14 protein-coding genes are annotated in these 13,019 nt (G+C 45.5%); 9 read left to right on the top strand and 5 right to left on the bottom strand.

Translation table 11 applies throughout. The features are described from left to right. The first annotated feature begins 129 nt into the window (after positions 1–129). Positions 130–1,419 (top strand): T9SS type A sorting domain-containing protein, encoded by a 1,290-nt coding sequence (locus tag EOO49_RS09835; RefSeq protein WP_290845154.1) that lies wholly within the window; start codon positions 130–132, stop codon positions 1,417–1,419. A 71-nt stretch (positions 1,420–1,490) separates the two neighbouring features. On the opposite strand, the gene EOO49_RS09830 is transcribed toward EOO49_RS09835, so the two are convergent. Together EOO49_RS09830 and EOO49_RS09825 are read right to left on the bottom strand one after the other, a co-directional pair. Beyond that, positions 1,491–2,264 (bottom strand): alpha/beta fold hydrolase, encoded by a 774-nt coding sequence (locus EOO49_RS09830; protein WP_290845152.1) that lies wholly within the window; start codon positions 2,262–2,264, stop codon positions 1,491–1,493. Next, positions 2,264–2,977, bottom strand: a complete 714-nt coding sequence (locus EOO49_RS09825) for a pyridoxine 5'-phosphate synthase (RefSeq protein ID WP_290845150.1) — start codon at positions 2,975–2,977, stop codon at positions 2,264–2,266. Before EOO49_RS09825 ends, EOO49_RS09830 begins: the two co-directional genes overlap by 1 nt. A gap of 99 nt (positions 2,978–3,076) precedes the next feature. Between EOO49_RS09825 and EOO49_RS09820 the strand changes: the two genes are divergently transcribed. From EOO49_RS09820 to murI, 8 genes are all read left to right on the top strand, one after another. Next, positions 3,077–3,736 (top strand): CBS domain-containing protein, encoded by a 660-nt coding sequence (locus EOO49_RS09820; protein WP_290845148.1) that lies wholly within the window; start codon positions 3,077–3,079, stop codon positions 3,734–3,736. Then, on the top strand, positions 3,736–4,620 hold the full coding sequence (locus EOO49_RS09815; protein ID WP_290845146.1) for an NAD kinase: 885 nt from the start codon (positions 3,736–3,738) through the stop codon (positions 4,618–4,620). The genes EOO49_RS09820 and EOO49_RS09815 overlap by 1 nt, the downstream gene beginning before the upstream one ends. 164 nt (positions 4,621–4,784) lie before the next feature. Further along, a complete protein-coding gene (locus tag EOO49_RS09810; RefSeq protein WP_290845145.1) occupies positions 4,785–5,465 on the top strand; it encodes a DUF6089 family protein in 681 nt (226 codons plus the stop codon). Then, the gene (locus tag EOO49_RS09805) at positions 5,466–6,206 is read left to right on the top strand and encodes an isoprenyl transferase (protein ID WP_290845143.1); all 741 of its coding nucleotides are present in this window, start codon (positions 5,466–5,468) and stop codon (positions 6,204–6,206) included. Between the two features lie 7 nt (positions 6,207–6,213). Then, positions 6,214–8,850, top strand: coding sequence for an outer membrane protein assembly factor BamA (gene bamA / locus EOO49_RS09800; RefSeq protein WP_290845141.1), 2,637 nt, complete (start codon positions 6,214–6,216; stop codon positions 8,848–8,850). Between the two features lie 35 nt (positions 8,851–8,885). Then, the gene (locus tag EOO49_RS09795; protein ID WP_290845139.1) at positions 8,886–9,947 is read left to right on the top strand and encodes an OmpH family outer membrane protein; all 1,062 of its coding nucleotides are present in this window, start codon (positions 8,886–8,888) and stop codon (positions 9,945–9,947) included. A gap of 28 nt (positions 9,948–9,975) precedes the next feature. After that, positions 9,976–10,482: an OmpH family outer membrane protein gene (locus tag EOO49_RS09790; protein ID WP_290845402.1), complete on the top strand. Its 507-nt coding sequence runs from the start codon at positions 9,976–9,978 to the stop codon at positions 10,480–10,482. Positions 10,483–10,548: 66 nt separating this feature from the next. After that, positions 10,549–11,325 carry a glutamate racemase gene (murI, locus tag EOO49_RS09785; protein ID WP_290845136.1) on the top strand — a complete coding sequence of 259 codons (777 nt, stop codon included), beginning with the start codon at positions 10,549–10,551 and terminating at the stop codon, positions 11,323–11,325. Here the strand turns inward: murI and EOO49_RS09780 are convergent. The 3 genes from EOO49_RS09780 to EOO49_RS09770 form a co-directional block, all read right to left on the bottom strand. Next, the gene (locus tag EOO49_RS09780; protein ID WP_290845134.1) at positions 11,322–11,840 is read right to left on the bottom strand and encodes a gamma carbonic anhydrase family protein; all 519 of its coding nucleotides are present in this window, start codon (positions 11,838–11,840) and stop codon (positions 11,322–11,324) included. The two genes, murI and EOO49_RS09780, sit on opposite strands and share 4 nt — an antisense overlap. A 46-nt stretch (positions 11,841–11,886) precedes the next feature. Further along, the gene (locus tag EOO49_RS09775; protein ID WP_290845132.1) at positions 11,887–12,876 is read right to left on the bottom strand and encodes a type IX secretion system membrane protein PorP/SprF; all 990 of its coding nucleotides are present in this window, start codon (positions 12,874–12,876) and stop codon (positions 11,887–11,889) included. Positions 12,877–12,881: 5 nt separating this feature from the next. Next, positions 12,882–13,019: T9SS type B sorting domain-containing protein (locus tag EOO49_RS09770; RefSeq protein WP_290845401.1), on the bottom strand; the 138-nt coding region annotated here is incomplete at its 5' end.

Here is a 13,019-nt window from a genome sequence, read left to right as displayed (position 1 = left end):
CCCAATTTGACGAAAGGGCAAAAATCGTTTCTGCAACTGATGTTAATTTCTTTAAAAAAATGGCAGCCGCGATTTATCGATAGAATAATTTCCTACTTTTGAGCGAGTTAACAAATCCTATTAAAAATTATGAAAAAACTATTACTCTCTTTACTTATCGCTCCCGCTTTCGTTTCGGCTCAAAGCTGGGTTGTGCAGAATACAGGATTCCCTACGGCTTCACGTGGAATCAATGATATTCACATCGTTGACGCAAGTACCGTTTGGGCTTTGGCTTATGACGGAGCTGCCCCGACAAACGTTGTTCAGGAATTTACAAAAACTACTGACGGCGGAAACACTTGGACGCCAGGTTTGGTAAACATCGGACACCCGACTTACACACTTTCGAATGTTATCGCTCTTGATGCAAACACGGCATTCGTAGGCGCATTCGACGGAGACACTGGTCTTGGAGGTGTTTGGAAAACGACCAACGGAGGAACAACATGGGCGCAATCTACGCCTGCAAACACTTACAATGCATCAGGGACTTCTTGGTTCAACTTCGTTCACTTCTTCGATGCTACTCACGGAATCACTCAGGGAGATCCGTCTCCGGGAAACCGTTTTGAATTGAAAGTTACTTCTGACGGCGGAACAACTTGGACAAACCCAACAGGATTGCTTACTATGCCAACCGCTGCTGGAGAATACGGATACACTGATCTTTATGCTGCTGTTGGAAACACAATCTGGTTCGGAACGAGCAACGGTCGTATCTTCAAGAGCACGAACCAAGGTAATACTTGGACAGCGTCTCAAACTCCGGTTGCCGATTTCACTGGTCACCAATTGGTTTTCAGCGATGCCAACAACGGACTTATCACAAACGGAACAGTTTACTACGTAACCACAAACGGAGGAACGACTTGGAGCGCTTCTGCACCTTGGACAGGATTGCCTAACATCTCTTCTGTACCGGGACAAGCTAACTATTACGTTACTACAGGTGCCGCTACAGGAAACTCAGGTTCTAGATTCACTACTAACGCCGGAACTTCTTTCACGACTATCGACACAGGAGTTCAGCACACAACTGTCACGTTTTTCGACGCGACTACAGGTTGGACTGGCGGATTCGTTAATGGCGGAGTTGGTGGAATCTACAAATTCGACGGAAATCTTAGAACTAACGACACGAACGCTGTTCAAGTTTCAGTTACTCCAAACCCTACGAACGGCGTTGTAACAGTTTCTGGATTCAACGTTGCAAATGTTAGCGTTTACGACCTTACAGGTAAAAAAGTCTACACTAAAGATTTCGCTTCTATCGCCGATGCGTCAGTTGACATCTCTGCTCTTCAAACAGGAGCTTACGTCTTGACTGCTACTTCAGACACTGGAGCAACAAAAACTACTAAAGTCTTGAAGAACTAATAACTTCAAACTTGGAATAAAAGAAAAGCCCTTCGATACCGAGGGGCTTTTTTTATGGCAAAAATTTTTATTTATTGTTCCAGGAAATACAAAGTCGCATCGAGAAACTCCTGAGGCTTTTCGGCGTGTAGCCAATGTCCGGCGTTCTTGATTGTGGCAAAAACCGCTTTCGGAAATTGCTTTCTGATGTTTTCCATATCTTCATCTTTCACGTACCTCGAATTCCCGCCTCTTAGGAAAAGCGTCGGTTTTTCAAAAGCTCCATTCTCGGGCAAAGCGAGTCCGATGTTCTCGATTTCACTCGTCAAGACAGGCAAATTGAAGCGAAAACCAAGTTGTCCGGGTTCGATCCAATACAGGTTTTTCAGGAGAAATTGAATCGTTCCCTGATCGTCTCCCAAATACTTTTTCATGATTTCCGCTACGTCAGAGCGCGTCGGCTTGACCGAAAAATCAACTGCGTTCAAAGAAGCAAGAACGTCTTGGTGATGCTGTTTGTAATATTTGGGTCCGATGTCGGCGATTATCATCTTCTCGATCATTTCGGGATATTTCATCGCAAAGAACATCGCGATCTTTCCGCCCATCGAATGTCCGATCAAATCGAAAGCAGAAATCCCGTGATGGTTCGCATATCGGCAAACATCTTCGACCATTACTTCGTAATTCGATTCATCCGAATGAAAGCTTCGGCCGTGATTGCGCATGTCGATTGCATGAACCTGATAACCTTTCGCGGCATATTGTCCGGAAAACGTTTTCCAGTTGTCTGACGTTCCCAAAAATCCGTGAATGATCAAAAGCGGTTTTCCTTCGCCTTCGATCCTTGAATAAAGTAGGTCCATTATTTGAGGCGTTGCAGATACATATTGACGACATTTTCCAATCCGAGATACAAAGCTTCGGAAATCAAGGCGTGTCCGATGGAAACTTCGAGCAAGTTCGGGATGTTGCGATTGAAATAAGCAAGATTGTCCAAACTCAGATCGTGTCCGGCGTTCACACCCAAATTGAGTTCTCCCGCGCGTTTTGCCGCAGCGGCGTAAATCTCGACACTTTGCATGTTGCCGTTTGCGTATTCGGTGGCAAAACTTTCGGTGTACAATTCGATTCTGTCGGTTCCGGTTTCGGCCGCTCCATCGATCATCGCCGCTATCGGATCCACAAAAATCGAAGTCCGGATGCCGTTGCGCTTGAATTCGGAAATTACTTCTTTGAGAAAACCGATGTTCTTGATCGTATCCCAACCCGCGTTTGAGGTGAGCGCATCGACAGCGTCAGGAACAAGCGTCACCTGATCAGGCTTGACCTCTAAAACCAAATCAATAAACTTCTTCTCGGGATTTCCTTCGATATTGAATTCGGTATGAACCACGCTTTTGAGGTCGCGTGCATCCTGATACCGAATGTGGCGTTCATCAGGTCTCGGATGGATCGTGATGCCTTGCGCGCCAAAGTTCTGGATATCGGTGGCGACCTTGAGCAAATCGGGCACGTTTCCGCCTCTCGCATTTCGCAAAGTGGCTATTTTATTGATATTCACGGACAGCTTAGTCATGGTAATTCTTGTAGTTTTACCCACAAAAATACAAAGTTAAACAAGGGCGTTTGTTGCATTTTTTGATTAATTTGCATTCTCAAACCCAGCATTGGCGAGATGAGCGAGATTTCCGAATATATCAACAACGACTACAGACCTATCGACACGAAGGAAACTATCGGCGCGATCAAGGAATTTTTTGCCGAAGAACACTTCACGCATTTTCCTATCGTAGAAGATTCGGTTTACATCGGTTCGGTTGGCGCTGACGACGTCGAGACGTTTGAGGACGAAAAGGAAATCGCCGACTACAGGTACGCTTTGGAAGGTTTTTTCGCCAGGCCGAACATGCTTTGGCTCGATGTTTTGGAGCTTTTTGCGAGATACGAGACCAACGTCGTTCCAGTGCTGGATGAGACCAACAAGTATGTCGGATATTACGAAAGTTCCGACATCATAAAGCTTTTTCACGAGACACCATTCTTGAAAGAACAAGGCGGAATCATCATCATCGAAAAAGGGATCGCCGATTATTCCATAGGACAAATCACACAAATCGTCGAGAGCAACAACGGAAAAATCCTTGGGATGTTCATTTCCGAAGCGACGATCGACACGGTTCAGGTGACTGTAAAAATCGCAATTGGCGGCATGAACGACATCTTGCAGACTTTTCGCCGATACAATTACGAAATCATCTCAGAACACCAGGAGGATACTTACCTGAGCAGTTTGCGCGACCGTTCTGACTATCTCGACAAATACCTGAACATCTGATGAAAGTCGCCATTTACGGACAATACTATCAAAACAGTACCGAGCCGATCATCAGGGACATTTTCATCTTCTTCAACAAAAACAAGGTCGATCTTTACATAGAAGCCGATTTTCTGAAACTTTTGTACGAGAAGGAAATCGTCAAAAAAGAATACAAGACTTTTTCTTCATACACAGATCTTGATTCGGGTTTCGACATCATGATCTCGATCGGCGGCGACGGAACAATCTTGCGTGCAGCGACTTTGGTACGCGACCTCGGAATCCCTATTTTGGGAATAAACGCGGGCCGACTGGGTTTCCTGGCAAGCGTCCAGCGCGACCATATCGATGTTTTCATGCAATATGTGATCGATAGGAATTTCACGATTTCGCCCCGAACGTTGTTGAGTCTGGAAGTCGTGCCCGAAATCGCATCCGTAAAGGAAATCAACTTTGCGATGAACGAGGTTTCGGTCAGCCGAAAAGACACGACCTCGATGATCACGATCGAAACCTGGCTCGACGGCGAATACCTGAATTCGTATTGGGCGGACGGTTTGATCATTTCCACGCCAACAGGTTCCACCGGATACTCGCTGAGTTGCGGCGGCCCGATCCTGACACCGAAAGCCGAAAGTTTGGTCATTACGCCAATCGCACCGCACAATCTAAATGCCCGTCCATTGGTGATTCCGGACAATACCGAAATTCGATTGAAAGTTTCCGGACGCGAGGAACAATACTTGGTTTCACTCGATTCGCGCATCGCTTCGGTCAAAAACGAATCGGAACTCATCATCAGGAAAACGCCTTTCAGGATCAATATGGTCGAAGTTCCCGGAGACACTTTTCTCAAGACATTGCGCGCCAAACTTTTATGGGGCGAAGACAAGAGAAATTGACGCAAATTTCAGGCGGGCAATACTATTAACGCTTCCCGACCCGTTTCTTAATTGACTTTTGCGCAAAATTATTCACTAACTGTGTGTTATAATTTGAGAGAATTAAACCGAAAAGCCTTCGGGAGTGGTCTTAATTGTTATATTTGCACGCTATTTTCAAATCGATGAAAAGGATTTTTGTCTTATTCGTTTGCATTTTTGGCCTGAACGCCTCGACGGCCCAGATTCACGAGATCGGGGTATTTTTGGGCGGCAGTAATTTTATTGGCGATGTAGGAAAGACGAATTACATCAACCCTAACGAGTTTGCATACGGCGTGCTGTACAAATGGAACCGAAGCCCGCGTCACAGTTGGAGATTCGGTTACAACCAAACGAAACTGACGGCGAACGACCTCGATTCTGATATGCCCGCAAGAAAGACGAGAGGTTTCAATTTCCAGAACGACCTGAAGGAATTTTCGGCCGGACTTGAATTCAACTTTTTCGATTTCAACCTGCACGACGGAAAGAAGAAAATCACTCCCTATGTATTTACGGGGTTGAACTTTTTCATTTACGATGAATTGTATCAGCTCGACGGATACAAAATCGATTACCGCGCCTTTTCGTTTGCGGTCCCGATTACCGTCGGAATCAAATCGAATATTGCCGACCATTGGGTTTTGGGTGCCGAAATTGGCGCCCGTTGGACCTTTACCGACAACCTCGACGGAAGCAATCCGAAGAACGACGACCTAGAAACGTTGCGATTCGGAAACCAGAACAATAAAGACTGGTATATATTTTCGGGCTTGACCCTGACGTATACCTTCGGAAACAAACCCTGCTACTGCGCAGATTAGATGGAACTTAAAGACCGTATAAACAAAGACAACCTTCCAAGTCACCTCGCCATAATCATGGACGGGAACGGCCGTTGGGCCAAACAAAAAGGCATGTTGCGCGCCTTTGGACACGAAAACGGAACGAAATCTGTGCGCATGGCGGTCGAAACTTGTGCGCGTCTTGGCATCGCAAACCTTACTTTATACGCTTTTTCCAGCGAAAATTGGAACCGACCGAAACTGGAAGTCGACCTGCTCATGAAATTGCTCATGAAGTCGCTGCGGTCAGAAGTCAAAACGCTTCTCAAAAACGACATCAGACTCAACGCGATAGGCAATTTGGATCTACTTCCGAAAGGCACTCGCAAAGAACTCGAAGAAGTCATCGAAAAGACAAAAAACAACTCGAGAATGACCTTGACTTTGGCTTTGAGTTATGGCGCGCGCGAAGAGTTGGCGCGGGCTGTGAGAGCGATTTCAGCTAAAGTTAAAAATAATATAATTGTAATTGACGAGGTTGACGAATCAATTATTAATCAGCATCTTTACACGCATAATTTACCCGATGTAGATTTGCTGATCCGCACCAGCGGAGAGCACCGCATCAGCAATTTCCTCCTTTGGCAAATCGCTTATGCGGAACTTTATTTTACAGACGTTTTGTGGCCTGATTTCAGTGAGGAAGATTTATATCAAGCCATTATCAGCTATCAAAGTCGGGAGAGGAGATTTGGTAAAACCAGCGAACAAATTAAATAATTTCTTAGTGTTACAAAAAAACTTAGGGCTAGCTCTTATCGTATTGATTTTCGGAACTTTTTCGCTCCGTGCCCAAGACAGGCTCCAGGGTAAAAAATACATCTTGGCCAATGTTGCCGTTACCGGTAAAGTCACCTTCAACGAACAAACAGTCGTAACTTTTACAGGACTTCAAAAAGGGCAGCAAATTCAGGTTCCGGGAGAACAGATCAGCAACGCCATCAAGAAATTAGGGAAACTCGGACTTTTCAGCGACATTGATTTTTACGTTGACCGCGTCGAAAATGACAGCATCTGGCTTGAATTGAACATCAATGAGCTTCCGAAACTCAGCGAAGCCAAAATCACGGGTGTCAAAAAAGGGAAAATCGACGACCTTATCAAGGAAACCGGCTTGACCAAAGGAAAAGTCGTGAACGAGAACTTGGTTACGACCACCAAAAACTACATCGAGAACAAGTACAGGAAAGACGGATATTTCGCCACGAAAGTCAACATCAACACGATTCCGGACACGATTGGCGGAAACAACGTGAAAATGGTCGTCGCAGTCGATCGAGGCAAGAAGATCAAGATCGATGAAATTGACTTCGACGGAAACACGGTTTTCACTGACGGACGCTTGAAACGCGCCATGAAAGGTACCAAACAACGCAATTTCCTTCGCGTTTGGAAAGCCTCGAAATTCATCCCGGAAAAATATAAGGAAGATTTGGTCTCGGCCACGAACCTTTATAAGGAGAACGGTTACCGCGATGCGCGTGTCGTTTACGATTCTGTCAAATACGACAAAAAAGACAACGACATCAAGATCAAGATCAAACTTGAGGAAGGTCGAAAGCACTACTTCGGAAACATCAAATTCCTGGGAAACACGGTTTATTCCGACCAAGCTTTGCAGCGAATGTTGGGAATCAAGAAGGGCGATGTCTACAACGGCGTCTTGCTCGAGAAACGTATTTCTGATAAAACTTCACCAGATTCTGACGACATCTCGAACCTTTACCAAAACAACGGTTATATGTTCTCGAACGTGAACGCGGTTGAGACAAAAACATACAACGACACGATCGACTTCGAAATCAGGATTGTCGAAGGTCCAGTCGCTTACTTCAACAAAATCACGGTTATCGGAAACGACCGCACCAATGATGAAGTTATCTACCGAGAGCTTCGCACCAAACCGGGCCAGAAATATTCCAAGGAAGAAATTGTGCGTACGATCCGCGAACTTGGAGCACTCCAGTTTTTCGATCCGGAAGCCATCCGACCTGAACTCAAAAACATCAATCCAACCGACGCAACCGTCGACGTGGAATGGCATGTGGTCGAAAAAGGATCCAGCCAGGTTGAATTGCAAGGTGGTTACGGCGGTGGCGGTTTCATCGGAACACTTGGACTTTCGTTCAACAACTTCTCGATGCGCAACATTTTCAACAAAGACGCTTATCACCCGCTTCCTATGGGAGACGGACAAAAAGTATCGTTGCGCCTTCAGGGAAGTTCTTACTTCCAGACGTATTCCGCATCGTTCGCCGAGCCTTGGTTCGGAGGAAAAAAACCAATCCAGTTCAGCGCCTCGATTTCCCACAGTAAGCAATTTCTTGCGAATTATTCCGGCGGTTCGGCCAATGTGGATCGCGACAAGAGCTTCAACATTACATCGGTTACCGTCGGATTGCAGAAGCGTTTGACCGTTCCGGATGACAACTTCTACATCTCGCACTCGTTGAGTTTCCAATATTATGACTTGAAGAACTACAACACAGGATTGTTTACCTTCGGAAACGGTTCTGCGAGAAACATGGCATACACGTTCGGAATTCTTAGAAACAACAAAGGTTCGAACCCGATTTTCCCGATGTACGGATCGGAATTCTCACTAACGGCCAAGTTGACGCCTCCCTATTCATTGTTCAACAACGTCGACTACAAGAATCTCGAAAACCAGCTTGAATACAAGCTTACGAATACGACCGGAGCGGGCTATTTCGACAACAACAACCATTGGGTCGCTCCTGGCGATTACATCAACGCCACCGGAAATTATGTCTCGCCTCAGAACGCTTTGGCCGACGCAGCCGTCGATCAGTCGAAAGTCGACCAGAAAAAGTTCAACTGGTTGGAATACTACAAAATAAAATTCAAAGCAGATTGGTATACCAAAATTTATGGTAAATTAGTGCTCCGTACATTGGGTGAATTCGGCTTCCTTGGCGCTTACAACAGCGATCGCGGACTGGTTCCGTTCGAGCGTTTCTTCTTAGGTGGAGACGGTTTGGCGAACTTCTCGATGGACGGTAGGGAGATCATTCAGTTGCGCGGTTATCCGAACTACTCGCTCTCTTCTACTGACGGTGGTACGATTTACAATAAGTTCTCAATGGAATTGCGTTATCCGATCTCCTTGGCTCAAACGGCGTCTATCTATGCGCTTACTTTTGCCGAAGCCGGAGCGTCCTATGACAATTTTAAGCAGTATAATCCGTTTGTATTGCAACGCTCGGCCGGTTTCGGATTGCGCGTCTTCATGCCTGCCTTCGGATTGCTTGGTATCGACTTCGGACACGGTTTCGACGCCGTGCCTGGACAAACCGGAAGAAACGGTTGGGAAACGCACTTCATTATCGGTCAGCAGTTCTAAAAACTGGCACGATATTTACTAAGCAACATTTGGTTATGAAAAGAATTCTTTTTTTACTGTTTCCCGTTTTATTGCTATCGACGACTTTGAACGCGCAAAGCCGTGGCATCCGAATCGGTTATATCGATATGGATTTCATCCTCAAAAGCGTTCCCGATTTCGCCGAAGCCAAGAATCAACTTGAGCAGAAAGCCCAAGGTTGGAAACAGGAAATCGTCGCCAAGCAAAACGAGATCAATAAACTCAAGGAAACACTCAAGACAGAAAGAGTGCTTTTGACCAAAGAGCTGATCGAGGAAAGAGAAGAAGAAATCACATTCCAGGAAAAAGAACTTTCAGATTACCAACAAAAGAGATTTGGTCCAACCGGCGATCTTGTCACGCAAAAAGCTGTTCTGATCAAACCGATTCAAGACCAGGTTTTTACCGCGGCGCAAGACATTGCCGAAGCCAAGAAGTACGATTTCATTTTCGACAAGTCTTCTGATATGACGATGCTTTTCGCCGCCAAAAAGTTTGACATCAGCGATCAGGTCATAAGAACGTTGACCAGAGCCGCCAGACGTGAGCAGATGAGCAAAAAAGACCTCAAGGAGGAAGCGAAAAAAGAAGCTCAGGAAGATATGATTGACGAAAATCCGGCTTTGCAGGAACGTCAAAAAGCGCTTGACGAGAAAAAAGCGGCCCGTGAAAAACTAGCAGAAGACCGCAAAGCTGCCCAAGCCGCAAAGCGAAAAGAGTTCGAGGATAACAGAGCGCGTCAGAAAGCGGAACGCGAAGCCAAGAAAAACGGCACGACTGTTCCACCGACTACGACAGAAACAGCGCCTACAACATCCGCTGATAAAACTGCCGCAGAGAAATCGGTTGCTCCAAAAACAGCTGAAATCGAGGCTGCGAAAAAAGCTACCGATTCTGTGAAAGCTGCGGAGAAACAAGCATCGGCAGAAGACCGTGCAAAAAAACTCGAGGAGCGCAAAAAAGCGGCTGACGAACGTCGCCAAAAAGCATTGGACGCACGTGAAGCCCTGAAAAAGCAAAAAGAGGAAGAGCGCAAGAAGGCCGCCACTCCGAAAGATTCCACCAAAACAAATTAAAAACAAATAATAATTAATACTAAAAATGATGAAACAATTGAAGACTTTGCTAATAGCTGCAGTTGCATTTTTCGGAACTACCCAAGCGATGAATGCACAAGCCAAAGTGGCTCACGTAGACGTTAGTGAACTAATGCAGAAGATGCCGGCAATGCTCGATGCCCAGAAACAACTTGAAAAATTAAGCGCTACTTACGATACAGAATACAAAACCATGGTTGACGAATTCCAGGCCAAGGTTCAAAAATACGAGCGTGAAGCTACTTTGCCAACGACGACTGAAGCCATCAACCAAGAGCGTTCGAAAGAAGTTCAGGATATGCAGAAGAGAATTGTCGATTACAGAGACAATGCTCAAAAAGAACTTCAGAAAAAAGAGTCTGATTTGGTAAAGCCGATCATGGACAAAATCAAAGCTTCTATCACAAAAGTAGGAAAAGCCAAAGGTTTCCAATATGTCCTGAACGCTGCCGATCTTTTGGTTGCCGACGGTCCGAACATCACTGCTGACGTAAAGAAAGACCTAGGTTTCTAATCAGAACATCGAAACCCATCACAGAAACTGCTCCCAAAAAGAGCAGTTTTTTTTATTTTTGTTTTTATGCACAACAATCGCCCCATTGGCCTATTCGATTCGGGAATTGGCGGAACTTCCATTTGGAGGGAAATCCACAATCTGCTTCCAAACGAGGACACGATTTATCTGGCCGACAGCAAAAACGCGCCCTATGGCCAACGTCCAAAAGAGGAAATCATAGCACTTAGCGAAAAAAATGTCGAGTTCCTGATTGACAAAGGCTGTAAACTCATTGTCGTGGCTTGCAATACGGCTACCACAAATGCGATAAAGGAACTTAGGGCGAAATATGACATTCCGTTCGTTGGGATCGAACCTGCCATCAAACCTGCTGCTCTTGAGTCGAAGACAAACAACATTGGCGTTCTGGCCACGAAAGGAACGCTTTCCAGCGAGCTTTTCAACAAAGCGGTAGAAACTTACCACGATACGAATATCGTCGAACAGGTCGGATTCAATCTGGTTGCTTTGATTGAGAGCGGAAAGATGGAATCTGAAGAAATGACGAAGCTCTTGCACGAATATCTCGAGCCGATGGTCAAGGCAAACATTGACTATCTCGTACTCGGATGCAGTCATTATCCGTATCTGATTCCGCAAATCCGACAAATCGTTCCGGAACACGTGCAGATAATCGATTCGGGTCGCGCAGTCGCCAAACAGGTACAGAATCTGCTGAAAGAAAAGGTCGGAAACGCCGAAGCGAGAAACGGACAAGCGACGTTCTACACCAACTTCAATCCAAAGGTGCTATCGAACATTCTCAAAAACGAATACAAAATCGACCAGATTGACTTTTAGCCTTCGTCCTTAAACCAAGACGAATACATTACATAATTGTTGGATATACGCCCGATTTCGCCCGCAAATGCAGATTGATCGATGTCCTTGACTTTCTTGGCCGGAACACCCGCATAAATACTTCCCGACTCGACTCTCATGTTTTGGGTCAAAACCGCTCCGGCAGCAATTATGGAGTTGCTTTCAATTACGCAGTTATCCATCACGATCGCGCCCATTCCGATAAGTACATTGTCATGAACCGTGCAACCGTGAACGATGGCGTTGTGCCCAATCGAGACGTTGTTTCCGATTATCGTCGGATGTTTCTGGTAAGTGCAATGGATGATCGCGCCATCCTGTATATTGACCTTGTTTCCGATTTTGATAAAGTGGACGTCGCCGCGCACAACCGCATTGAACCAGACGCTGCACGAGTCGCCAAATGTAACATCTCCAACAATCGTAGCATTTTCAGCGACATAACAATCTTCGGGAATCGAAGGTGATTTCCCATTTACAGATTTGATAAGCATAAAAAATAAGATATAAAAAAAGTCCCGAACGAATCGGGACTCAATATTAGTTTACTGCAGGACAGTTACAGTGGTATTTCTCGCGTTGGCAGAACAGGTTGAAACCAAGCGTGATTTGGTGAAAACCGCCCGTAGAGAATTTCGCATCTCCTGTCAAATAAGAATAAGTGTAAGCGAACATGAAGTTTTTGTAGTTGATACCTACTAATGGTGTGAAATACTGAAGATGTTGCTCTTCTCTTGAACCACCGCGCAGGAATTCAGCTCCATCGAATTGTCTTCTGTACGACAAACCTCCCCAAAGTCTACCCCAATCCAAAGTTTTGTACACTTTGAGGTTGACGTCAAGCGCTTTCTCGGCAGTTTCATCAGTATATTGAAACAAAACCGATGGCTCCCACAACAAGCGATCTTCATCGCCAAACACATAACCTAGACTCAAGAGGAATTTTCTCAAGTTATCCGATTCGTATCCCGTATAGATTTCACGTCTCGTCTCAATTACGTTCTTCACAGTCAAGTGAGCGTAAAAATCAAGGAAGTTGTAAGAAGCACCAAGATCGACGTTGAAGTAAGAATCTTTTTGGATGATCGTTCCAGTTACATTCGGATCAAATTCACGGAAAGAAGTCTCGTCCAATCTACTTTGGATAAGTCCGACGTTAACCCCGAAAGACAATTGGTTCAAATCTACTTCGTCTCTTGAGAACATGATGTGGTGAGCATAAGTCAACTTCACACCTGTTTGCGAGTGGTAACCGTTTCTATCGTTGAATACGATAATACCTGCTCCCGAACGCTCTCCTACTCTTCCGTTGAAGCTTATCGTCTGAAGCGCCGGAGCGTCATCTTCACCAAACCACTGAGCTCGCGCAGTTGCTCGTACTTTGGCACAATTCGCGGCACCAGCCATCGAAGGGTGAATCAGGTAATAGTTGTCGGTAAGATAATCTGAATAAACTGCTACTCCTTCCTGTGCTAACGCGAATTTGGTTAAAAATAATAATACAAATAGATACCTCTTTTTGAAATTCATGGGGTTTATCGTTTTAATGAAAAATGGGCTCTAAATTCTTTCATGGCGCCACTCGGATCCGGATACTCGACCAGGAACCAGTAATCGGTCGACGGCATCGGCTTCCCGTTGAAGGTTCCGTCCCACCCGTTCCCGCTCTCGGG

Source organism: Flavobacterium sp. (genome assembly GCF_004295795.1).
Taxonomy (GTDB): domain Bacteria; phylum Bacteroidota; class Bacteroidia; order Flavobacteriales; family Flavobacteriaceae; genus Flavobacterium.
This window is presented reverse-complemented; position numbering and strand designations above follow the sequence as displayed.